Below are 24,007 nucleotides of genomic sequence, written 5' to 3' on the forward strand. Positions count from 1 at the left end.
GGATCCCCAGCGCGCCCCTAGGCCACCCGGCGCAGAAGTGAATCTTGGACACTTTCCGTCAGCCGCTGACGGAGAGTGTCCAAGATTTCAAAGCTTCGACTGGCGGGTGCCCGTCACTCCTTCTCGATGGTGACCTTGCTGGGCTTCGCGCTGCGCTCGTCGGTGGTCGGCTTGGTGGGTCGCTTGCCGTTCTCACCGGTGCTAGTGATCTTGGTGGGTTTGGCGCCCCGGCCACCCTCGCCCGGAACGGCGGCCACTGTCGGCTCACCGTCCACCCCGGCGCTCGCCGTGCCGCCGTCCACAGTGGTCACCGGCTCGCCGACCGGCCGCGTCGTGGACTGCCCGGGCTCCTCCGCACCGGCGTTCACCGGCTGCCTGGTGTCGGCGGGCTCCGTCTTCAGCCCGCCGCCCGTACCCGAGCCGGCGGCAACGCTCACGCCGTCGTCCCCACCACCGGGCACGCCTTCGCTCGCGCTGGCGTCTCCGGCCGGCGCGGTCGGGCCGTCGATCGGACCGGCGACACTCTGCAACCGCAGCTCGGACATCTGGCGCTGGAGCTCGTCGGACTCCTGCCGGGCCTTCCAGGTCTCCTGCCGCAGATCCGCCAGCTGCTGCTGAGCCTGGGCGATCTCCAACATCACCTGGGCCAACTGCTGACGGCCCGCCGCCGACTCCTGCTGGGTCGCCGCCAGGTGCTGCTGGGTGGTGGCCAGGTGCTGCTGCGTGGTGGCCGCGTACTCCTCGAACTGCCGCCGGGACGCCGCGACATGCTCGTCGGCCTTGCGGCGCTTGTCGCTGGCCTCGGCCTCGGCCTGGCTCAGCAGCTCGGCGGCCTCTGCCTCGGACCGCTGGCGCAGCGCCGCCGCGTCCTGCTCGGCAGCCTGACGGACGCCGGCCGCACCCTGCTCGATCTCGTTCTTGCGAGCCGTGTACTCGGTCTCCAGCTCGTTCTTCCGGGTGGAGTATTCGGTCTCCAGCTCGTCGCGGCGGGTGGTGAACCCGGCCTCCAGCTCCTGCTGACGGCTGGTGAACCCGGCCTCCAGCTCCTGCTGGCGCGCCGCGTGGTGCTTGTCCAGCTCGTCGCGGCGCTTGGCGAACTCCTGCTCGGCCGCGGACTGTCGCTGCGCCAGCTCCCGGTCGGCCGCCTCCCGACGGGAGTTGACCTCCTGCTCCACCCCTGCCCGCCACGCGCCCAGCTCCTGCTGGGTCTGCGCCCGGGTGTGCTGCACGTACGCCTCGGTCTCGGTGCGCATGCGCTGCACGTACGCCTCGGTGTCGGCGCGGCTGCGCTTCGCCGACTCGGTGGCCTGCGTCGTCAGCCGCTCGGCCTCCTGCTGCGCCTTGGCGCGGGTGGCCCGACCGGCCATCGACGCGTCGTCGATGATCTGCTTGGCCTCCTGCTGCGCCTTGGCGTGGGTGGCCCGCCCGGCTTCGGTAGCGGTGTCGGTGAGCCGCTTGGCCTCCTGGAGGGCCTTGGCATGCACCTCCTTGGCGGCATCGCGCAGATCGCTTGCCTCCTGCCGGGCGTTGGCCAGCGTCTCGCGGGCCGTCTCGCGCAGCTTGGTGGCTTCCTGCTGGGCCCGGGTGTGGATCTCCTTGGCCGAATCCCGCAGCTGGGTGGCCTCCTGCTGGGCCTTCGCCAGAGCGTCCTGCGCGGCCTTGCGCAACTGCGCCGACTCGTCCTTGGCCGACCGCAGGGCCGCGTCCGCCTCGGCCCGCTGCGCGGCGCTGTGCCGCTCCTCCTCCGCGCGTCGGGCAGCGAGGGCGATCTCGAAGTCCTTCAGAGCCCGCGCTGCCTGCTCGCGGGCCTCCTCGATGATGTGCTCGGCGGCGGCACGACGAGCCTCGATCTCTCCGTTCGCGTCGCCGAGGATCTGCTCGGCCTGCTCCTCGGCGAGAGTGAGGATCGACTCGACCCGCGGGCCGAGGTGCCGGAACGACGCCCGGTCGACGACGTTCATCTGCTTGCGCACCTGGGTCAGGTCGCGCTGGAGAACCTCGACCTGGCCGGCGAGCTTGTGGATCTGTGTGTACGCCTGTTCCCGTTCGGAGGCGAGGGTCGCGATCTCGTGCTCAGCACGTGCGACATAACGGTCGACCTGTTTCTTCTCGTACCCCCGCAGAGCGGACTCGAAGCTGGGCTCCGTCGTCACGTCCCCGCCGAGAGCGAACAGTTCCTCGCCGTGCGACATGCCCCCATCCTCACACGCAACGGGCCCGGCTGGGGCGATACGGACGGGCCTTGTGGGAGCTACTTCACTCCGTTGCTGCCAACGGATACCAGGGGTTAGGAAACGCATACGGCGCGAGGTGGCACCGGTTACCCGGTGTCACCTCGCGCCGTCGATGCCCCGACCTGACGCCTCGCGTCAGCCGGCGGTCTCCGCGGGCACCCGCTCCTGACCACCATCGGTCTTCTTGGCTGCTTCCGGCTTGGCGGCCGGAGCGGCCTGCGCCGGCATTCCCGGAACGATGCCGGCGAGGCCGGAGAGCATCTGACCCAGCTGCGACGTGACAGCGTCCTTCTGCCGGGTGAGGTCCTCGACCTCGCGGCGAGCGGCCTGCGTGGTCAGCTCCGCCTCGGTGCGAGCCTCGGTGAGCAGGCGCTGCGACTCGGCCTTCGCCTCGTTGAGGGTCTTCTCCGAGTGGGCCTTGGCCTTGTCGACCGTCTCGGCGGCGTTGCGCTCCGACTCGACCCGCCGCGCCTCGGCGCGCTGCTCGATCTCCTTGGCCCGCTCCTGCGCGGCCCGGGCCCGCTGCTCGGCCTCGCTGACCATCTTCTGGGTCTGCGCGACCTGTGCGGCGTGCCGCTCGGACTCCTCGCGCTCGGCCTTCTCCCGCCGCTCGGCCAGCTGGAGCTCCAGCGCCTGCAGGTCCTTGTCGCGCTTGTCCCGCGCATCGGTGAGCAGCTTGGTCGCCTCGGCGCGCTTCTCCTCAGCCTCGCGGGCGGCCTTCGCCCGCTGCTGGGTGATCTCCCGCTCGGCGGTGGCCCGCAGGGTGGCGACCTCCCGCTCGACTGTCGACTTCAGCTCGGCCACCTCGTGCGCGGTGACAGTACGCAGCTGCTTGGTCTCCCGGTCGGCGTCGGCGCGCAGCGTGTCGGCCTCGCGGCGAGCCTGCACCCGGACCTCGGCGGCCTCGCGCTCGGCGGCCGTGCGCAGGTTGCCCGCCTCGCGCTCGGCGCTCGCCTTCATGGCGGCGGCCTCGGCACGGGCCTTGTCGGTGATCTCGCGGGCCTCGAGGCGGGCGGCGGAGAGGATGCCCTCCGACTCGCGCTTGGCCTCGTTGCGGTGGTCGTTGGCCTGCTCCTCGGCGAGCCGGAGGATCTGCTCAACGCGCGTGCCGAGCCCGGAGAGGGTGGGTCGGCTGTTCTCTTCGAGCTGCTTGTTCGTGTCGGTGAGCTTCTGCTCCAGCGCACTCATGCGCTGCTCGGCCTGGCGGAGCCGACGCTGGGCGTCGTTCATCCGCTGCTCGGCCTCGGCACGGGCCTGCTCGGACTGGGTCAGCGCGGCGGTCATCCGGCCGAGGAAGTCGTCGACCTGATGGGTGTTGTATCCGCGCAGGCCAACGGTGAAATCTGGCTGCGAGTTCGCGTTATCGAAGAACGCGAGAGGGGAGGACTGCTGCTGGGGCATTGGGACATACTGGCAGACGCCCCAGGGTGCTTCGCAAGAGCGGTGCGAAGCTTTCGTGCCCTCTTTACATGGTCAACTCCCGCGATCGGCGAGGTGGGACCAATCGGCGATCTTGGCAGGTCCCGGCGGGTCGGACGCCACGCAGCGTGACGCGGAAAAGGGCCCCGGGGTTACCCCGAGGCCCTTTGTTCGATCCGGGTGGCGTATCCGCTAATGGGGGCGGAAGAACAATGAGCGATCAGCGCAATGGTCATCCGGCGTTCCACCGTCCGGCCGGGACCCGCCTCGGCACCCCGGAGCCCGGTCAGTGACCCCGGGAGCCGGCGGTGCCGCTCAGTGACCCCGGAACCGGTTGATCGCGTCCTCGTGCCGGGCCCGCAACTCTCCGTCGCGTACGCCCAGCCCGTCGGTGGGTGCGAGGCAGCGCACGCCGACCTTGCCCTGGTGGGCGTTGCGGTGCACCTCGTACGCGGCCTGGCCGGTCTGCTCCAGCGGGTAGGTGCGCGACACCGTCGGGTGCACCTTGCCGAGCGCGACCAGGCGGTTGGCCTGCCACGCCTCGTGGTAGTTGGCGAAGTGGCTGCCGACGATCCGCTTGAGGTGCATCCACAGGTAGCGGTTGTCGTACTGGTGCAGGAAGCCGCTGGTGGAGGCGCAGGTGACGATGGTCCCACCGCGCCGGGCCACGTAGACGCTGGCGCCGAACGTCTCCCGGCCCGGGTGCTCGAACACGATGTCCGGGTCCTCGCCGCTGGTCAGCTCGCGAATCCGTTCGCCGAAGCGCCGCCACTCGTCCGGATCCTGGGTCTCCTCGTCCTTCCAGAAGCGGAAGCCCTCGGCGGCGCGGTCGATGACCAGATCCGCTCCCATCCGGCGGCACAGCTCGGCCTTCTCCGGCGAGGACACCACGCAGACCGGAATCGCGCCGCCGTTGAGCGCCATCTGGGCGGCGTAGCCGCCGAGGCCGCCGGACGCGCCCCAGATCAGCACGACGTCACCCTGCTTCATGTTGGCGCCGTGGTGCGAGACGAGTTGCCGGTACGCGGTGGAGTTGACCAGCCCGGGACTGGCCGCCTCCTCCCAGCTCAGGTGCCGCGGCTTGGGCATCAGCTGGTTGGCCTTGACCACCGCCAGTTCGGCCAGCCCGCCGAAGTTGGTCTCGAAGCCCCAGATCCGCTGTTGCGGGTCGAGCATGGTGTCGTCGTGCCCGGCGGCGTCCTCCAGCTCGACGGAGAGGCAGTGCGCGACCACCTCGTCGCCGGGCGCCCACCGGGTCACGCCGGGGCCGGTGCGCAGCACCACGCCCGCCGCGTCCGAGCCCACAACGTGGTACGGCAGGTCGTGCCGGCGGGTCAGCTCGGAGACCCGGCCGTAGCGCTCCAGGAACTTGAAGGTGGGCAGCGGCTCGAAGATGCTGGTCCACACCGTGTTGTAGTTGATCGCGCTGGCCATCACCGCGACCAGCGCCTCGCCCGGCGCCAGCTCCGGCGTCGGCACCTCCTGCACGTGCAGGGCCTTACGCGGGTCCTTGTCCCGGGTGGCCATGCCGTCGAACATCCGGGCCTCCTCGGCGCGGACCACCACGCCCCGGTAGCTCTCCGGTACGGGCAGCCCGGCGAGGCCGGCGAGTTCGCGGTCCGGATCGTTCGATTCCTCCGCCGCCATGATCGCTTCGAGGATGTCCTGCACGGTGACCTCCGGTTCATCCGCACCCGCACGGGCCCGGGTGCTGCCATCGTCGGCGCCGGTGGGCACGACCGCCATGTCGGCATTCGACACATCCGGCACCGGTCGCGCTCCTGTGGGGCCGGACGTTACTGAACGGTAGCTAGGCCGGGAAGTCCTCTGTGAAAAACTGCATCCGCCGATGCGTGAAGGTGTCCAGCCACCCCACGAATCGCGCACTGACGTGCGCGCCCACCGGGCTCCCAGGGCGCCACCCCCTGTCGATCAAGAGCTTTCGGTCACCGACGAGGCGCCGGTTGACGCACACCTCTTGATCAACAGGGGGGGGCGGCGGGGGGTAGGGGGTCAGTGGGGGGTGGGGGCGGGTTGGACCAGTTCGACGAGGACGCCGCCGGCGTCCTTGGGGTGGACGAAGTTGATCCGGCTGTCCGCGGTGCCACGCCTCGGTGCGTCGTAGAGGAGGCGCACGCCGCGCTCGCGCAGCGCGGCGCAGGCCGCGTCGATGTCCACCACCGTGTACGCGACCTGCTGCACGCCGGGCCCGTTGCGGTCCAGGAACTTCGCGATCGTCGACTCCGGGGTGAGCGGGGCGAGCAACTGCACACAGCCGCCCTCGGTGGTCGGCCCGACGGCAAGCATCGCCTCCCGTACGCCCTGCTCGGTGTTGGTCTCCACGTGGACGCAGCGCATCCCGAACGTCCGCTGGTAGAAGTCGATCGCGGCGTCCAGGTCGGCCACGGCGATCCCGACGTGGTCAATCTTGCGAAGTCCGATGTCTGTGACGTAGTCCGCACCGGGCTCGACGGGGGAGTTCTCTGCCATGGCGCTAGTCTGGCCGAACAATCGTTAAGGCGTACAGCTCGGCACCCCTCTCGGAGGCAGGCATGGCTTCGGTGATCGTCAGCGGCGCGCGGACCCCGATGGGCCGGCTGCTGGGCAACCTCAAGGACCTTCCCGCCACGAAGCTGGGCGGGATCGCCATCAAGGCGGCGCTGGAGCGTGCCGGCGTCAGCCCGGACCAGGTCCAGTACGTGATCATGGGGCAGGTGTTGCAGGCCGGCACCGGTCAGATCCCGGCTCGGCAGGCGGCCGTCGAGGCCGGCGTGCCGATGTCGGTGCCGGCGCTGACCATCAACAAGGTCTGCCTCTCCGGCCTGGACGCGATCGCCCTGGCCGACCAGCTGATCCGCGCCGGCGAGTTCGACATCGTGGTGGCCGGCGGCATGGAGTCGATGACGAACGCCCCGCACCTGCTGATGGGCCAGCGCACCGGTTACAAGTACGGCGACGTGGTGGTCAAGGACCACATGGCGCACGACGGGCTCAGCGACGCCTGGGACTGCTGCTCGATGGGCGAGTCGACCGAGCGGCTCGGCGTCAAGCACGGCATCACGCGTGAGGAGCAGGACGCCTTCGCCGCCGCCAGCCACCAGCGGGCCGCCGCCGCGCAGAAGAACGGCCACTTCGCCGACGAGATCGCCCCGGTCGTCATCCCGCAGCGCAAGGGTGACCCGCTGGTGATCACCGAGGACGAGGGCATCCGTCCGGACACCACTGTCGAGTCGCTGGCCAAGCTGCGCCCGGCCTTCGCCAAGGACGGCACCATCACCGCCGGCAGCTCGTCGCCGATCTCCGACGGGGCCGCCGCGGTGCTCGTGATGAGCAAGGCCAAGGCGAAGGAACTCGGGTTGACCTGGCTGGCCGAGATCGGTGCGCACGGCAACGTGGCGGGCCCGGACAACTCCCTGCACTCACAGCCGTCCAACGCGATCAACCACGCCCTGAAGAAGGGTGGCCTGAGCGTCGCGGACCTGGACCTCATCGAGATCAATGAGGCGTTCGCGCAGGTCGGCGTCCAGTCCACCCGGGACCTCGGGATCAGCCCGGACAAGGTCAACGTCAACGGCGGCGCGATCGCGCTGGGGCACCCGATCGGCATGTCCGGCGCGCGTCTCGTACTCACCCTCGCCCTGGAGCTGAAGCGGCGCGGCGGTGGCACCGGCGCGGCCGCGCTGTGTGGCGGCGGTGGCCAGGGCGACGCGCTGATCATCCACGTGCCGGGCAAGGCCGAGACCAGCCAGTGAGCACGAGGAGTGAGTCGGTCCTGCGAGCCCCGCGGACACGGACAGGGATGACGCAGTGAGCGAGGCTGAGCACGTCCCGGCAGCGGTCACCACGTCGGTGCGCCGCAGCCGGGACGTACCGCTGCTGGTCGAGCGGGCCCGCACTGGCGACCCCCGCGCGGTGGCTCGCCTGATCACATTGGTGGAGAACGGTGACGCGCTGTTACCGGAGATCGCCGGGGCGCTGGCGCCGTACGCCGGGCAGGCCCAGGTCGTCGGGCTGACCGGCTCACCAGGGGTGGGCAAGTCGACCACCACCAACGAGCTGGTCCGCGCGCTGCGGGCGCGCGGGCACCGGGTGGGCGTGCTGGCGGTCGACCCGTCCAGCCCGTTCACCGGCGGTGCGATCCTCGGCGACCGGGTGCGGATGCAGGACCACGCCACCGATCCGGGCGTCTACATCCGGTCGATGTCCAGCCGGGGGCACCTCGGCGGGCTGGCCGCGGCCACGCCGCAGGCGGTCCGGGTGCTCGAGGGCGCCGGCTGCGACGTGGTGCTGGTGGAGACGGTCGGCGTCGGGCAGGCCGAGGTGGAGGTCGCCTCGCTCGCCGACACGACGTTGGTGCTGCTCGCACCCGGGATGGGCGACGCGATCCAGGCGGTCAAGGCCGGCATCCTGGAGATCGCCGACGTGTTCGTGGTCAACAAGGCGGACCGGGACGGCGTCGACGCCACCGTCCGTGACATCCAGGGCATGATCGCGCTCGGTGAGCGCGGGCCGGGGCAGTGGCGGCCCCAGGTGGTCCGGTCGGTCGCCGCGCGCGGCGAGGGCATCGACGACATCGCCGCCGCCATCGACAAGCACCGGGGCTGGCTGGTCGAGCACGGCGAGCTGCGCCGCCGCCAGGAGACGCGGGCCGCCGCCGAGATCGAGGCGATCGCGCTCGGCACCCTCCGCGCCCGGATCGGCTCACTGCGCGACGGTACGGAGTTGGCCACGCTCGCCGCGAAGGTCGCCGAGGGCGCCACCGACCCGTACACGGCGGCGGACGAGTTGCTCGCCCAGCTCGCGCGCTGACCGGGGAGTGCGGCGGGGGCCGCCGCCGACGACCGGCGACGGCCCCGCGTCCGCGGATCTATCCGCAGTGCCCCCAGGGGCTGGTCCAGCAGGTGCCGCGGCTTTGGCCACCGAACCTGACCCACTGGCCGCCAGCGTCGGCCCGCACCGGCCCCGCGTAGTACCCGAAGCGCCCCTCGTCGATGCGTCCTGCGCATCAGACAGACCGCACTCGTGTAGCGGGAGCGATCCATTGTGGATTGTTCCGATCGTCGGCCCAAGTGGTCCGATGGTGCGCCGAACTCCACGCCGGTACGTCGCTGCGACGCCGTGGTTCGGTTGCCCGGAAGCGAAGGTCACTCCGGTTTTAGTAGGCTCGCGGCGCGTGGCCGCCGAATGGCCGGCCTCGCGAGCGGGCTGACGGAACGGTCGGTCCACAATGTGTCGGACCAGGGGAGATGTGATCATGACGGACGCGGTGGAGAACGGTGCAGTGCAGCCCGCGACGGGCGCGGCGCGGGGTGTCACGTCGGTCTCCGACGAGGTCGTCGAGAAGATCGCCGGTGCGGCCGCTCGTGCCGTGCCCGGTGTCGCCGACCTCGGCGGCGATGTCTCCCGGTTCTTCAACAGCGTGCTGGACAGGATCGGCCTGGACGAGGTGGGCGACGCTCGGCGGGGCATATCGGCCGACGTGAAGGGCAGCTCGGCCGTCATCAACGTGGTCCTGGTGATCGACGCCGGTCACGTCGTAGCCGACGTGACCGAGGCGGTGCGGGCCGCGGTGATCGAGGCGGTGGAGAAGTACGGCCTGACGGTCACCCAGGTCAACGTCACTGTGGACGACATCGAGCTGAACCAGCCGGGTGCGGCAGCCGGAGCCTGAGGCGTAACTGCCCAACGGCGTGACGGCTGCCGCGCCGCCCGTTGGCTGTCCGCCGGGAACATCCGGGGACGCATCGTCCCAGTAGGCTCGCACCGCCCCGTCTTCAGTGGGGCCGGACGTGCCCGAACGCGGTGGTGCGAGGAGCAGGGAGCGACTGTGGACCTGGAAGCAACGCGGGAGCTGGCGAGGGCGTCGGTGCCGGCTGGCGGGACGACGCAGGTCGCCGACGAGGTGATCGAGAAGATCGCCGTCGCGGCGGCCCGCGCGGTGCCCGGCGTGGCCGATTTGGGCGGGGACGTCGCCCGGTTCTTCAACGCGGTTCTCGACCGGGTCGGGTTGGACCAGGTGGGTGACGCCCGGCGGGGTTGCTCGGCCCACGTGACCGGGGACGCCGCAGTGGTCAACCTGGTGTTGGTGATTCAGGCCGGTCGGCCCGTGTCGGAGGTCACCGGTCAGGTGCGCGCTCGTGTGACCGAGGCGGTCGAGGTCTTCGGGTTGCGGGTCGATGAGGTCAACATCCGGGTTGACGACATGGCGATCGGCGACACCCCCACCACACCCCCGGCCTGAGCGGTGCGCGACGCGACCTGCGCCACCTCCCGGGTCGATCATGCAGCGTCTGCCGTTACCCGCCGGTAGGGCGTGACTTAGCGATCGTTCAGGTAGGGGCCTTACACTCGACGGGCAGTCGAGGACCCGAGGAGGAGCCCTGCTCATGGACGCCGACGAGATCGACGCCGGACGGGCGCGCTGGCAGGCCCGGTACGACGCCGCGCGCAAGCGGGACGCGGACTTCACCACGCTCTCCGGAATGCCGGTGGAGCCGGTGTACGGGCCGCCGGAGGGGGCCACCTATCCGGGCTTCGAACGGATCGGTTGGCCGGGCGAGTATCCGTACACCCGGGGTTTGTATCCGACCGGCTACCGCGGTCGGACCTGGACGATCCGGCAGTTCGCCGGCTTCGGCAACGCCCAGCAGACCAACGAGCGCTACAAGATGATCCTCGGCGCCGGCGGCGGCGGGCTCTCCGTGGCGTTCGACATGCCGACACTGATGGGCCGCGACTCGGACGACCCGCAGGCGCTCGGCGAGGTCGGCCACTGCGGCGTGGCCATCGACACCGCCACCGACATGCAGGCGCTGTTCGACGGCATCGACCTGGCCGGCGTCACCACCTCGATGACCATCTCCGGCCCGGCCGTGCCGGTGTTCTGCATGTACCTGGTCGCCGCCGAGCGGCAGGGCGCCGACCTGTCCAAGCTGGACGGCACCCTGCAGACCGACATCTTCAAGGAGTACATCGCGCAGAAGGAGTGGCTCTTCGACCCCGAGCCGCACCTGCGCCTGATCGGCGACCTGATGGAGTACTGCGCCCGGGAGATCCCGCGCTACAAGCCGCTGTCGGTCTCCGGCTACCACATCCGGGAGGCCGGCTCGACAGCGGCGCAGGAGCTGGCGTACACCCTGGCGGACGGCTTCGGCTACGTCGAGCTGGGTCTCTCGCGTGGGCTCGATGTGAACGTCTTCGCGCCGGGGCTGAGCTTCTTCTTCGACTCGCACCTCGACTTCTTCGAGGAGATCGCCAAGTTCCGCGCCGCCCGCCGGATCTGGGCCCGCTGGCTGCGCGACGTCTACGGCGCGACCAGCGAGAAGGCCCTGTGGTTGCGGTTCCACACGCAGACCGCCGGGGTGTCGCTGACCGCGCAGCAGCCGGTCAACAACGTCGTACGCACCGCCGTCGAAGCGCTCGCGGCGGTGCTCGGCGGCACCAACTCGCTGCACACCAACGCGCTGGACGAGACCCTGGCGCTGCCCACCGACGAGTCGGCCGAGATCGCCCTGCGTACCCAGCAGGTGCTGATGGAGGAGACCGGTGTGGTCAACGTGGCCGACCCGCTCGGCGGCTCCTGGTACGTCGAGGCGCTGACCGACAAGATCGAGGCCGAGGCGGAGGAGATCTTCGCCCGGATCCGGCAGCTCGGCGGAGACGGGCCACACCAGATCGGCCCGATGACCTCGGGCATCCTGCGCGGTATCGAGGACGGCTGGTTCACCGGGCACATCGCCGAGTCGGCCTTCGTCTACCAGCAGGCCCTCGAAAAGGGCGACAAGAAGATCGTCGGGGTCAACTGTCACACCGGCACTGTCGCCAAGGAGCTGGAGATCCTGCGCATCTCGCACGAGGTGGAGCTGGAGCAGCGCCGGGTGCTCGCCGAGCGCAAGAGCGCGCGGGACGAGGACGCGGTACGCGCGGCGGTGCACCGGATGGTCGAGGCGAGCCGCACCGACGAGAACATGATCCCCGCCATGCTCGACGCGGTCCGCGCCGAGGCGACCCTTGGCGAGATCTGCGACGCCCTGCGCGCCGAGTGGGGCACCTACCGAGAGCCAGCCCGCTTCTAACCCCACCCCACCCCCACCCCGTCGATCTTGCAGTTTCTGCGCCGACATAAGGCATGAATGCGGCCTACCGGCGACAGAATATGCAAGATCGCGGGGGTGGGGACGGGGCGTGAGAGTTGCAACGTCGGGGTTGCGGGTCACCTGAGAATCCGGGCTCACGTGCGAGACTAGGTAACCATGAGCGACCCACGGATCACCTCGTCGATCTTCACCCGCGGCGCGGTCGACCTCAGCACGCTGCGTGGCCCCGCACCAGCAAGTACCCGCCCCGGCACGCCCCCGCAGGGCGGCCCGTCCAACGGCGCCCCCGGCGCGCCCACCACCGGCGGTGACACCGCCATCGTGGACGTCACCGAGGCGACCATCCAGTCCGACGTGCTCGAACGCTCGATGGCTACGCCCGTCGTCGTGTTCTTCGGTGCGGCCGGCTTCCCGGAGAGCGACGAGTTCGCCCCGGTCCTGGAGCGGCTGAACGCCGAGGGCGGCGGCACCTGGGTGCTGGCCCGGGTCGACGTGCAGGAAAATCCCCGAATCGCCCAGATGTTCCGGGTGCAGGGCATCCCCATGGTCTACGCGGTCGTCGGCGGCCAGCCGGTCGACGCCTTCTCCGGAGTGGTTCCCGAGGCTCAGCTGCGGCAGTGGATCCAGGCCGTGCTCAAGGCCGGTGGCGTGACCGTCGCCGAGCCGGAGGACCCCCGCCTCGACGAGGCGGACGACGCGCTGATGAGCGGCGATCTGGACGCCGCCGAGCAGGCGTACCGGAAGATCCTCGCCGACGCCCCGGCGGACGCCGCGGCCACGGCCGGGCTGGCCCAGGTCGGAGTGGCCCGCCGGGTGGCCGGCGCCGACCCGTCCACCGCGCTGGCCGCCGCCGAGAGCGCCCCCGACGACGTCGCCGCCCAACTGCTGGCCGCCGACATCGAGGTGCTCAGCGGCCTGGCCGAGCAGGCGTACGCCCGGCTCGTCGGTCTGGTCCGGCGCACCGCCGGTGAGGACCGTGAAACGGTTCGCCAGCACCTGGTCTCGCTCTTCTCCATCGCCGGCCCGGACGATCCGGCCGTCGCCTCGGCGCGTCGGGCACTGGCCAGCGCCCTGTTCTGAGTTCGTAGCACGCCAGCGCGGGCCGGCGTTCCGGCCGGCCCGCCCGACCACCGAGGACGGGAGCTCACGATGCGCCGGATCGCCGTCCTCGACGCGCCGACAAATCTCGGTCTACGGCCGCCGACGCCCACGTCGGTCCCGGGTTGCGCCAAGGCACCCGGGGCGCTGCGCGACCACGACCTGCTGGCCCGGCTCCGCGCCCGCGACGCCGGCTGCGTCACCCCCGCCCGCTACGACCCGGGCGACTGGCGGCCCGGCGACGGGGTCTGCCACGCCCGGGAGATCGCCGACTACTCGTTGGCCCTCGCCGAACGCATCGGCTCGATCATCGACCGGGGCGAGTTCCCGGTGGTGCTCGGCGGCGACTGCTCCGTGCTCCTCGGCTCGGCCCTGGCCATGCACCGCCTCGGCGAGGCCGTCGGCGGGCGGATCGGGCTGGTCTTCGTCGACGGGCACTCCGACTTTCGGCACCCCGGCAACGCCTCCTACGTCGGCGCCGCCGCCGGTGAGGACCTGGCCCTGGTCACCGGGCGAGGGCAGGCCGACCTGGCCGCGCTGGAGGGCCGGCGGCCCTACTTCCGCGACATCGACGTGGTGGTACTCGGCATCCGGGCCCAGGACGAATACCGGCTCGACCTCCAGGCCGCCGGGATCACCACCCGACCGGTGCCGGCGCTGCGCGCCGAAGGCGCCGCCCGGACGGCCCAGTGGGCGCACGAGCAACTCGCCGACTGCGCGGGCTACTGGGTGCACATCGACGTGGACGTGCTCGACCCGGCGGTGATGCCCGCCGTGGACGCCCCCGACCCGGGTGGAATCGCCTTCGCCGAGCTGGAGATCCTGCTCGCCGGCCTGGTCGACACCCCGCACTGTCTCGGCGTGGAGCTGACCGTCTTCGACCCCGACTACGACCCGGACGGCTCGTACGCGGCCGAGATCGTGAACACCGTGGTCGCCGGTCTGGCGCCGGTGACCGCCCCGGAAGCCGTGCCGCCCCGACTGCTGTCGGCACGGCCGACGCCCTCTCCGCGGCGCGGCAACGGCCGGGCCGCGACAGCCACCGAGCGTCCCGACCGTGCCGAGCGTGCCGACCGTGTCGAGCGGCTCGACGGGCTGGTTGGGCTCGACGGGCTGGCCGGCCCTGATGGGCTCGACCGCGTTGAGCGGGTCGCGGAGCCTGATGTCGCCGCTGACCTCGACACCGCCGGGGTCCGGTCCGCCGAGCTCGGGCCTGCTGGGCTCGGGCCCGCCGCGCTCGGGCCCGCTGGGCTCGGGCCGGCTGGGCTCGGGTCTGCTGGCGTCGGGTCTGCTGGGCTCGGGTCTGCTGGCGTCGGGCCCGCTGGGCTCGGGCCGGCTGGCGGCGGCACCCCAGGCGCGGCGCCTCGCGGCGTGCCGGCCGAGGCGGAGTCGCCCGGCACCGGCGGACCAGCCCACCCCGAGCCGCCGGGCGTCGCGGCCGGTATCGCGCCGCTGATCGAGCGCGAACCGGTCGGCCCGCCGGCGTCGGCCGGTCCAGGTCTGCTCCGACGTATCTCCCCGTCGACCCAGAATCCGCCCGAAGGGCGCGAAGCCGACACCGCCTGACCCGGCCCTCGGCCACCCGGCCTTGATCGACTCGGTTTCAGTGAATCCGGGGCGTCCGGGTGGCTTGGACACCGCAGTTTCACCGAAACCGAGTGGATCAAGGCCAGAAGGGCCGAGGCCGGTGGGGTCAGGGGGTTGGGAGGGCGCGAAGGAAGCGCTCGGCAATCGGGACGGCCGAGGCGGTGCTGGCCCCGCCCTTCTCCACGAAGACGGCGAACGCCACGTCGCCCCGCCAGCCGACGAACCAGGCGTGGGTGTGCGCCGGGTTGTCGTCGTACTCGGCGGTGCCGGTCTTGCCGTACACCTCGCCCGGCACATCCTTGAGCGCGCTGCCGGTGCCGGCGGTGACCACCTCGCGCATCATCGTGCGCAGCGCCTCGACGGACTCCGGCTTGAGCTGCTCGCCCGCTGGGGCCGGCTTGGCTGGCGCCGGGTCGATCAGCAGCTTCGGCTGCTCGAAGCGGCCGCGGGCCACTGCGGCGGTAGCGCCGGCCATCGCGAGCGGGCTGACCAACGTGGTGCCCTGCCCGAACGACGCGGCGGCCTGCTCGGCCAGGCTTCCGCCCGTCGAGACCTTGCCGGTGAAGGCGTCCGTGCCGAGGTCCCACTGACCCTCCAGGCCCAGCGAGCGACCGGCGGCGGCCAGCCCGTCGCCGCCGAGCTTCGGGGCCAGCGCGGCGAACGCCGTGTTGCAGGACTTGGCGAAGTCGGTGCGGAACGGCACCGAGCCGAGCTCGAAGTTGTCGGAGTTCTTGAAGGACCGGCCGTCCACGGTGAAGGTCTTCTTGCAGTCCACCGGCCCGTCCAGGGTGACCGCGCCCCGGTCCAGCAGGCCCAGCGTGCTGACCATCTTGAACGTCGAGCCCGGAGGCACCTGGGCGTCGAAGGCCAGATTTTCCCCGGCCGGGCCGGGGCCGTTGGCGGCGGCGAGCACGGCGCCGTCGCTGATGCGGAGCGCCACCAGTGCGGATCGGCGCGACTCGGCGCGCAGTGCCCCGTCGGCCGCGTTCTGGACGGCGACGTCCAGCGTGGTCTTCAGCGCCTGCCCGGGTTGCGGCTCCCGGCGGAACAGCTCAGCGCCGGTGGGTTCGAGTTTGCCGCCCTCGGCCGGACGCTCGACCACAACTGTCAGCCCGGGGCCGCCGCGCAGTCGCTCGTCGTAGCGGCCCTGTAGCCCGCCATGCCCGACCAGATCGCCGACGACGTACCGGTCGGGGTGTGCGGCGAGGTCGTCGGCCTGCGCCTGGTCGACACTGCCGAGCAGCGCACGGGCGAACTCGCGGGTGGGCGCCAGGTCGATCTTGTCGGAGACGAACTTGGTGCCGGGCAGGTCGTAGATCCGGGGCTTGATCTGGCGGTATGCCTCCTCGCGGAGCGACACCACCTCGACGAACGCGCCCGGCTCGGCCTTGGCCACCCGGTCGGGCAGGTCGGCCAGGTCGACGCCGGGGACCAGCGCCGGGCGGATGGCAGTGAACGCCGCGTCGAGGTCCTTGACGAGCTTCCTGATGTCGGTGACCCCGTTGGGCTGCACACCCACCCGGACCACCGGGCGCGGGGTCACCAGCGCCTTCCCGGCGTTGTCAAGCACTGCGGCGCGGGCACCGGGGTCGCGACGCAGCGCCAACCGGTCACCCTTGGTGAGCTGCTCGTGCACCACCTTCGGCTCCCAGATCACCTGCCACTGGTCGTCGCCGCCGTGGGCGAGCCGAACCTCCCGGTCGTACGCCCAGCGGGTCTGACCGGGCAGGGTCCACTCCACCTGGACGGTCGTGGTGGCGATGTCCTTCGTGATCTTCGGCTCGCCGCGACGCGTCAGCGTGGGCGGCGTGGCGGCCAGCTCACCGGAGAGGTCCTTGATCTCGCGAGCCACGTCGGCCGACGGCAGTTTCGAGCCGAGCGGGTCGATCAGACCGACCGCCTGGAGGTCGCCGCTGCGCCAACCCGCGAGGAAGGCGTCGACGGTGCGTTGCGGCCCGTCGTCACCGGAGCAACCGACCAGGGCACCCGCCGCGAGCAGCGCCGTGGTGGTGGCGGCGGCGAGCCGGCGGGCGGGGTTCGGCCGGTGGGGCCGGGGGTACGACAAGGGCATGAAGCTGGTCCTTCCGATCTCGGACTGCCCTCGCACGGTAGTACGGGAACGTCGTCCCCAACGTCCCCCAGGTGCTCGGCCGCGCTCAAAGACGGGCCGTACCCGTGTGATGAACATCGCGTGGCGGGGTATCCCGGAGCCGGCCAACCTCGGACCCGCAACGGGTGAAAGGACAAAGTCCCGATCCGGACGTCTGGCCAGTGGTCCGCCGACGAAGGCGCACAACGGCAGGGCCTAGGCTGGGCGGCAGAGTGACCCACAACGCGGTGGGTCGAGGGGAGTGGCACCGATGGACCGGCGTCCGGCGATCAAACCGGAACCCGACCTCCGGCAGGATGACTCCGGCCGGGACGATGACAGCTTCGATTCGGCGACCGACGGGGACGGCTACGGCCGACTCGACACGGGAGTCACCGGGCTGACCGGGTCGAGCATCGACACCATCTACGATCTGGGTCTGCCAGCCGAGGCGCTGGCCGACGACGTGGAGGACGCCGAGCTCGACGAACCCGTCCCCAACGCGGAGCGCCTGGTGGCCCAGGCCGTCGCGCTCGCCGGGGACGACCACGACGCGGCGACACTTGTCGGCCGTTTCTGGCGGTTCGCCCCGGACGAGGAGCTGGTCGGCTTCACGGCGGAAGAAATGCTCGACGCGGCCCGGGCACACCGGGATCTCGCCCAGCAGCGGGTGCCAGGCGAGTTGAAGCTGCGGATCCACGAACCGCACGCCGACCAGCACCACACGGTCGTCGAGATCGTCACTGACGACATGCCGTTCCTGGTCGACTCGGTGACGGCGCTGCTCAACTCGTACCACCTCGACGTGCACCTGCTGGTGCACCCGCTGGTGGTGGTGCGGCGGGAGCCGCTGGGTCGGCTCACCGAGGTCTCCGCCGATGTGGAACCGGACGACGCGATCGCCGGCGACATCATCGAGAGCTGGATGCGGATCGAGATCGACCCCGTCCGGGACGCGGCCGAACGGGACCGGTTGCGCCGCGAGTTGCAGCGGGTGCTCACCGACGTGCGGGAGGCGGTGGAGGACTGGCCGAAGATGCGTCAGCGTGCCCTCGCGCTCGCCGACGAGCTGGCGTCCGCCCGTACCTCCGACAACCGCCCACCGGTGCCGGAAAAGGACATCACCGACTCGGTGGAGCTGCTGCGGTGGCTCGCCCAGGACCACTTCACCTTCCTCGGCTACCGCGAGTACCGGTTGGTGGACGCCGACGGCGGCGACGCCGCCGACCCGGTCGACGGCAAGGCGTTGGAGGCGGTGCTCGGCACCGGTCTGGGCATTCTGCGCTCCGACTCGCCGGACGCCCGGTCGCTGTCCTCGATGACGCCCGAGGCGCACGAGAAGGTGCTGGAGAAGCGCCTGCTGATCATCACCAAGGCCAACTCCCGGGCCACAGTGCACCGCTCGGCGTACCTGGACTACATCGGCTTCAAGATCTTCAACTCCGCCGGTGACGTGATCGGTGAACGGCGCTTCCTGGGCCTGTTCTCGACAGCCGCCTACCGGACCAGCGTCCGCGAGCTGCCGGTGGTACGCCGCAAGGTGGCCGAGGTGCTGGACCGCTCCGGCCTGAGCCGGCGCAGCCACTCGGGCAAGGATCTGATCCAGATCCTGGAGACCTATCCGCGCGACGAGCTGTTCCAGATCAAGACCGACGACCTGTACCACGCGGTGGTCGGAGTGCTGCGGATGGCCGGCCGCCGGCAGCTGCGGGTCTTCCTGCGTCGCGACGCGTACGGGCGGTTCATCTCCTGCCTGATCTACCTGCCCCGGGACCGGTTCACCACCCAGAACCGGCTGCGCATGCAGGACATCCTGCTGCGTGAGCTGAACGGTGTCGGGGTGGACTACACCACCCGGGTCACCGAGTCGATGCTGGCCCGGGTGCACTTCATCGTCCGTACCGACCCGACGCGGCCACCCGGCGACATCGACGCCGACCTGCTCGCCGAGGAGTTGGCCGACGCCACCCGACTGTGGGACGACGACTACCGGTTGGTGCTGGAGCGCAAGCTCGGCGACGAGCAGGCCAAGCACCTGTTCACCAGGTACGCCGACGCGTTCCCGGAGGGCTACAAGGACGGGCACACGCCGTACGAGGCGATGAAGGACCTGGCGAAGCTGGAGCTGCTGGAGGAGCCCGGCCAGCTGGAGATGCACCTGTTCCGCAAGCAGTTGGCGCCCCGGCCGGGCACCCGGGTGCCGGGCGCCGACCTGGCCGAGGCGATGGACGTCCGGTTCAAGGTCTACCGCTACGGCGAGCCGATGATGCTCTCCGCGGTGCTGCCGGTGCTGCACTCGCTCGGCGTACGGGTGGTCGACGAGCACCCGTACGAGGTGGACCGGATCGACGGTCGGGTCTACCTGTACGACTTCGGCCTCATGCTGCCCGAGGGGCATCACGAGCTGGCCGAGGTGCGCCCGCACGTGGAGAACGCCTTCGCGGCTGCCTGGCGCGGCGAGGCCGAGGTGGACCGGTTCAACGAGCTGGTGCTGCGCGGCGGGCTGACCTGGCGGCAGGTGGTGGTGCTGCGGGCGTACGCGAAGTACCTGCGGCAGGCCGGCACGGTCTTCTCGCAGGACTACATGGAGCAGACCTTCATCGCGTACCCGAAGCTCGCCGCGTTGCTGGTGGAGCTCTTCGAGACCCGGTTCGCGCCGGGCGAGTTGAGCACCGAGCAGCGGCAGCAGCGCAGCGGTGAGCTGGTGGAGACGATCCGGGGCGCGCTGGACGACGTGGCGAGCCTCGACCAGGACCGGATCCTGCGCTCGTACCTGACGCTGATCGAGGCGACCCTGCGGACGAGCTTCTACCAGAAGCGCGCCGACGGGCGGCCGAAGGCGTACGTGGCGTTCAAGCTCGACCCGCAGGCCATTCCGGACCTGCCCGCGCCGCGACCGAAGTTCGAGATCTTCGTCTACTCGCCCCGCTTCGAGGGTGTGCACCTGCGGTTCGGGCCGGTGGCCCGGGGCGGGTTGCGGTGGTCCGACCGTCGGGAGGACTTCCGCACCGAGGTGCTGGGCCTGGTCAAGGCGCAGATGGTGAAGAACACGGTGATCGTGCCGGTCGGCGCCAAGGGCGGCTTCGTGTTGAAGCAGAAGCCGGGCGACCGGGACGAGGCGGTCGCCTGCTACCAGGAGTTCGTCGGCGCGATGCTGGACGTCACCGACAACATCGTCAGCGGGCAGATCGTGCCGCCCGAGGACGTGGTCCGGCACGACGGCGACGATCCGTACCTGGTCGTGGCGGCCGACAAGGGCACCGCGACGTTCTCCGACATCGCCAACGAGATCTCCAAGGCCCACAACTTCTGGATGGGCGACGCGTTCGCGTCCGGCGGATCCGCCGGCTACGACCACAAGAAGATGGGCATCACCGCCCGGGGCGCCTGGGAGTCGGTCAAGCGGCACTTCCGTGAGCTGGGCCTGGACACCCAGACCCAGGACTTCACTGTGGTCGGTGTCGGCGACATGTCCGGCGACGTGTTCGGCAACGGGATGCTGCTCTCCGAGCACATCCGGCTGGTGGCGGCCTTCGACCACCGGCACATCTTCCTCGACCCGGAGCCGGACGCGGCCACCTCGTACGCGGAGCGTCGACGGCTGTTCGACCTGCCCCGTTCCTCCTGGGAGGACTACAACCCGGAGCTGATCTCGGCAGGTGGCGGCATCTTCGCGCGTACCGCGAAGTCCATCCCGATCACGCCGCAGGTGCGGGCGGCGATCGGCCTGGACGACGACGTGACGCAGTTGTCGCCGCAGGACCTGATGAAGGCGATCGTCACCGCCCCGGTGGACCTGTTCTGGAACGGCGGCATCGGCACCTACGTCAAGGCCTCCACCCAGACCAACGCCGAGGTGGGCGACAAGTCCAACGACGCGATCCGGGTGGACGGGCGCAACCTGCGCTGCCGGGTGGCGGGCGAGGGCGGCAACCTGGGCTGGACCCAGCTCGGCCGGATCGAGTACGCGTTGACAGGTGGCCGGATCTACACGGACTTCATCGACAACGCGGCCGGGGTGGACACCTCCGACCACGAGGTGAACATCAAGATCCTGCTCAACACGGCGGTGGCCGACGGTGAGCTGACCACTGACGACCGGGACGAGCTGCTGGCCGGGATGACCAACGAGGTCGCGGAGCTGGTGCTGCGGGACAACTACGACCAGGCTCGGGCGATCAACAACGCCCAGGCCCAGGCCGCCTCGCTGCTTCCGGTGCACCGTCGGATGATCAACGAGCTGGAGCGTTCGGGCGGATTGGACCGCGCGTTGGAGGCGCTGCCGCCGGACGAGGAACTGGCGGTCCGCAGCGAGTCCGGGCTGACCGCGCCGGAGTTCGCCGTGCTGCTCGCGTACGTGAAGATCGTCCTGGAGCGGGAGATCCTCACCGAGGGGTTGGCCGACGAGGAGTGGACGACCGACGTCCTGGTCAACTACTTCCCGACGCCGATGCGCGAGCGGTTCGCCGACCGGATGGGCCGACACCGGCTGCGCCGCGACATCGTCACCACAGTGCTGGTCAACGAGGCGATCAACCGGGGTGGCATCTCGTTCATCTTCCGGGTGGTCGAGGAGACGGCGGCCAGCGCGGCCGACGTGATCCGGGCGTACGTGGTGGTCAGCGAGGTGTTCGGCCTGCGCGACCTGTGGGACGAGGTCGAGGCGCTGGACAACAAGGTGGCGCCGGAGCTGCAGACCAGCGTCTACCTGGACACTCGTCGGCTGCTCGACCGGGCGGTGCGGTGGCTGGTCTCCAACCGGCGTTCGCCGATCGACGTGCCGGCCGAGATCGCCCGGCTGCGCGACGGGGTCACCCGGCTGCTGCCGGGGCTGGAGGAGCTGTTCTACGGCAACGAACGCCAGGGCATCGCCGCGCACATGGACTCGATGACCGAGCGTGGGCTGCCCCGCGAGCTGGCGGAGCGGGCCACCCGGCTGATGTACAGCTTCGGTCTGATGGACGTGGTGGAGACCGCGAACGCCAGTGGGCGGGACGTCAGCGAGGTGGCCTCGGTCTACTTCGTGCTGTCGGACCTGTTCCGGGTGGACTCGCTGCTGTCGAAGATCTCCCTGCTGCCGCGGGAGGACCGCTGGCAGACGCTGGCCCGGATGGCGCTGCGGTACGACCTGTACGCCGCGCTGGCCGCGCTCACCGCGGAGGTACTGGACTCCACACCGGGCGACCTGCCGCCGCACGAGCGGGTGCAGCAGTGGGAACAGTCGAACGCCACCTCGATCCACCGGGCCCGGCGGGCGATGGGTGAGTTCGACGAGTCGCGGGCGGATCTCGCCGCCCTGTCGGTGCTGCTGCGCCAGATCCGCACCCTGGTACGGACCTCCGCGGCCGCCTGAGTCAGAGGTACGCCGGACGCGGTCCGGCCGGGCGGGTGACCCGACCGGCCGGACCGCGTTTCGTCTCGCCGCCGGTCAGGCCGCCAGGGTGGCGAAGACGACGATGTTGTCCGGGTAGCTCTTCGCGGCCTGATCGAACTGACCGCCGCAGGTGACCACCCGCAGGCTCGGCCGGTCACTCGGTCCGTAGACCAGCTCGGTGGGGAAGGCCGTCTTCGGGTACGACTTCACCGAGTCGACGGTGAAGGTGGCCGGCACTCCGTCGGCGCGGCGCACTGTGACGGTGTCGCCGGGGGTGAGAGCGCCGAGGTCGAAGAAGACAGCCGGGCCGAGCACCGCCGAGTCCACGTGCCCGACGATGACCGCGTTGCCCGTCTCGCCGGGGCTCGCCCCTGGCTCGTACCACCCGGCCTGGTCGGCCTTCTCCAGCGGAGGGACCTGGACCGTGCCGTCCGGGTTGGTGCCCAACGACATGATCGTCGCGTCGACGCCGATCCGGGGGATCTCGATGCTGGTCGGTGCCGAACGGGCCAACCCGGCCGCCGCCTGACCGACCGGCTGCCCATCGACCGGAGGGGCATCGTCGGCGGTGCTCGCCGGCCCGGTCGCCTCGGGGCCGGCCTGCGCCAGCGGCTGCGGCGGTCGGGGAGTGGGCGTGGTCTTCAGGGAGGCGCCGATCATGCCGGCACCGATCATGGCCATGGTGACGACGACGGCCGTGCCGGCGGCACGCCACGGTCTCCCGCGACGGCCGCCGGCCGGTGTCGTCGTCACGTCAGACGAGCGAACCATCGGTCCGCCGACGACGCATCAGCACGATCCCGCCCAGCGCGGCAGCGCCGAGCAGGCCCGCCCCGCCGGTGGCCAGGCCCCGGTCGGTACCGGTGCTGACGCCGCCGTCACCACCGTCGACACCGCCGTGCGGCAGCACGACGAGCTCGCCCTCGCCGCAGGAGCCCTTGAGCTCGTAGCGACCCGGCTTGGCGTCCTTGTCCACCTTGGCTTCGCCGTAGTAGACGAACTCGCGCTCCTTGTCCCAGTCACGCTCGTCCGAGCCGCGCTCGTCCTTGCCGTAGCCGCCACGCTCGTCCGAGCCACGCTCGTCCTTGCCGTAACCGCCGCGCTCGTCCGAGCCGTACTCGGAGCCGTGCTCGTCCTTGTTCTCCCAGCCCTTGTCGGAGCCGTATTCGGAGCCGTGCTCGTCCTTGTTCTCCCAGCCCTTGTCGGAGCCGTATTCGGAGCCGTGCTCGTCCTTGTTCTCCCAGCCCTTGTCGGAGCCGTACTCGGAGCCGTGCTCGTCCTTGGACTCCCAGCCCTTGTCGGAGCCGTACTCGGAGCCGTGCTCGTCCTTGGACTCCCAGTCCTTCTTGTCTTCGTCCTTGGAGTCCCAGTCCTTCTTGTCACGGCCTTCTTCGGCGTCCTGGCCGTGCTCCTCGCCCTTCCAGTCCTTGCTGTCCTCGTCGCCGTAGGCGTCGGCGGCAGCGCCGCCACCCTGGCCACCCTTGCCGTTCTCGTCCTTGTGCTCGTCCTTGCTCTTGTCGTCCTTGCCGTGCTCGTCCTTGCCGTTCTCGTCCTTGCCTTCGTGGTCCTTGCCCTTGTCGTCCTTGCCTTCGTGGTCCTTGCCGTTCTCGTCCTTGCCGTTCTCGTCCTTGCCGTGCTCGTCCTTGCCCTTGTCGTGGTCGGAGGAGTTCTCCTCCTCGCGCCACTCGCGGTCCTCGCCCCGTTCTTCGTGCGCCGGCTTGAGCTTGACCTTGCCGGTGACCTTGGACCACACGTACGCGTGCTCCTGCCGATCCGGGCAGATCTCGAGGAGCTTGACCTCGTCGCCAGCCTTGACGACGTGCGGCTTGGCGTAGACCTTGCCGTCGTCGTGGCCGTCGGCGAACGCGATCCCCGGTGCGAACACCAGGAGCGACGCGCCGCCGAGCGCGGCGCCCGCAACGACCTTCCCGAGCATCTTCTTAGCCATGACCTGCGTCACTCCATCCCTGTTGTCCTGAGCTCGGCGACAACCGAGCTAAGACCGACGTTAGACCGTTTCATGACTTATGAAGTGAAAGATTCGCGTTTTACCTTTGATCCGGGTAAGAGGTGAAGGGGTGGTACGCGGCTTTCGCCGCACTCAGTGTCG

At 70.7% G+C, this 24,007-nt stretch carries 14 protein-coding genes and 1 pseudogene; 8 read left to right on the plus strand and 7 right to left on the minus strand.

The features are described 5' to 3' along the window. Positions 1 to 113: 113 nt before the first annotated feature. The 4 genes from AB0B94_RS19755 to mce all read right to left on the minus strand — a co-directional run bounded on the left by AB0B94_RS19755 (position 114) and on the right by mce (position 6,143). Entirely contained in the window at positions 114 to 2,192 is a 2,079-nt protein-coding gene (locus tag AB0B94_RS19755; RefSeq protein ID WP_357281830.1) for a hypothetical protein, read from the minus strand. 177 nt (positions 2,193 to 2,369) lie between these two features. After that, positions 2,370 to 3,635: a DivIVA domain-containing protein gene (locus AB0B94_RS19760; protein WP_091405818.1), complete on the minus strand. Its 1,266-nt coding sequence runs from the start codon at positions 3,633 to 3,635 to the stop codon at positions 2,370 to 2,372. Between the two features lie 333 nt (positions 3,636 to 3,968). Continuing rightward, positions 3,969 to 5,324, minus strand: coding sequence for a crotonyl-CoA carboxylase/reductase (gene ccrA, locus AB0B94_RS19765; protein ID WP_357282160.1), 1,356 nt, complete (start codon positions 5,322 to 5,324; stop codon positions 3,969 to 3,971). Between the two features lie 342 nt (positions 5,325 to 5,666). Beyond that, positions 5,667 to 6,143: a methylmalonyl-CoA epimerase gene (gene mce / locus AB0B94_RS19770; protein ID WP_210785794.1), complete on the minus strand. Its 477-nt coding sequence runs from the start codon at positions 6,141 to 6,143 to the stop codon at positions 5,667 to 5,669. A 62-nt stretch (positions 6,144 to 6,205) separates the two neighbouring features. On the opposite strand from mce, the gene AB0B94_RS19775 reads away from it, so the two are divergent. The 7 genes and pseudogenes from AB0B94_RS19775 to AB0B94_RS19805 all read left to right on the plus strand — a co-directional run. Next, positions 6,206 to 7,405 carry an acetyl-CoA C-acetyltransferase gene (locus AB0B94_RS19775; protein ID WP_357281833.1) on the plus strand — a complete coding sequence of 400 codons (1,200 nt, stop codon included), beginning with the start codon at positions 6,206 to 6,208 and terminating at the stop codon, positions 7,403 to 7,405. A 55-nt stretch (positions 7,406 to 7,460) separates the two neighbouring features. Then, positions 7,461 to 8,462, plus strand: a complete 1,002-nt coding sequence (gene meaB / locus AB0B94_RS19780; RefSeq protein ID WP_357281835.1) for a methylmalonyl Co-A mutase-associated GTPase MeaB — start codon at positions 7,461 to 7,463, stop codon at positions 8,460 to 8,462. Positions 8,463 to 8,907: 445 nt separating this feature from the next. Beyond that, a complete protein-coding gene (locus AB0B94_RS19785) occupies positions 8,908 to 9,324 on the plus strand; it encodes an Asp23/Gls24 family envelope stress response protein (protein ID WP_357281837.1) in 417 nt (138 codons plus the stop codon). A 156-nt stretch (positions 9,325 to 9,480) separates the two neighbouring features. After that, positions 9,481 to 9,894, plus strand: coding sequence for an Asp23/Gls24 family envelope stress response protein (locus tag AB0B94_RS19790; protein ID WP_357281840.1), 414 nt, complete (start codon positions 9,481 to 9,483; stop codon positions 9,892 to 9,894). 145 nt (positions 9,895 to 10,039) lie between these two features. Beyond that, a complete protein-coding gene (locus AB0B94_RS19795) occupies positions 10,040 to 11,728 on the plus strand; it encodes a methylmalonyl-CoA mutase family protein (RefSeq protein ID WP_357281843.1) in 1,689 nt (562 codons plus the stop codon). A gap of 177 nt (positions 11,729 to 11,905) precedes the next feature. Next, complete coding sequence (locus AB0B94_RS19800) at positions 11,906 to 12,829, plus strand: tetratricopeptide repeat protein (protein ID WP_238670500.1); 924 nt, start codon at positions 11,906 to 11,908, stop codon at positions 12,827 to 12,829. Positions 12,830 to 12,898: 69 nt separating this feature from the next. Continuing rightward, positions 12,899 to 13,864: pseudogene (locus AB0B94_RS19805) on the plus strand (arginase family protein); the annotation flags it as partial. A gap of 676 nt (positions 13,865 to 14,540) precedes the next feature. Here AB0B94_RS19805 and AB0B94_RS19810 read toward each other — a convergent pair. Further along, complete coding sequence (locus AB0B94_RS19810) at positions 14,541 to 16,505, minus strand: penicillin-binding transpeptidase domain-containing protein (RefSeq protein WP_357281846.1); 1,965 nt, start codon at positions 16,503 to 16,505, stop codon at positions 14,541 to 14,543. 289 nt (positions 16,506 to 16,794) lie between these two features. Here AB0B94_RS19810 and AB0B94_RS19815 point away from each other — a divergent pair, with 289 nt between their 5' ends. Continuing rightward, positions 16,795 to 21,876 carry an NAD-glutamate dehydrogenase gene (locus AB0B94_RS19815; RefSeq protein WP_357281848.1) on the plus strand — a complete coding sequence of 1,694 codons (5,082 nt, stop codon included), beginning with the start codon at positions 16,795 to 16,797 and terminating at the stop codon, positions 21,874 to 21,876. A gap of 75 nt (positions 21,877 to 21,951) precedes the next feature. On the opposite strand, the gene AB0B94_RS19820 is transcribed toward AB0B94_RS19815, so the two are convergent. Together AB0B94_RS19820 and AB0B94_RS19825 are read right to left on the minus strand one after the other, a co-directional pair. Next, entirely contained in the window at positions 21,952 to 22,650 is a 699-nt protein-coding gene (locus tag AB0B94_RS19820; RefSeq protein ID WP_238670496.1) for a class F sortase, read from the minus strand. A 1-nt stretch (position 22,651) separates the two neighbouring features. After that, positions 22,652 to 23,845: a hypothetical protein gene (locus AB0B94_RS19825; RefSeq protein ID WP_357281850.1), complete on the minus strand. Its 1,194-nt coding sequence runs from the start codon at positions 23,843 to 23,845 to the stop codon at positions 22,652 to 22,654. Between the last annotated feature and the right edge of the window lie 162 nt (positions 23,846 to 24,007).

Source organism: Micromonospora sp. NPDC048986 (assembly GCF_040649335.1).
Lineage (GTDB): Bacteria > Actinomycetota > Actinomycetes > Mycobacteriales > Micromonosporaceae > Micromonospora > Micromonospora alfalfae.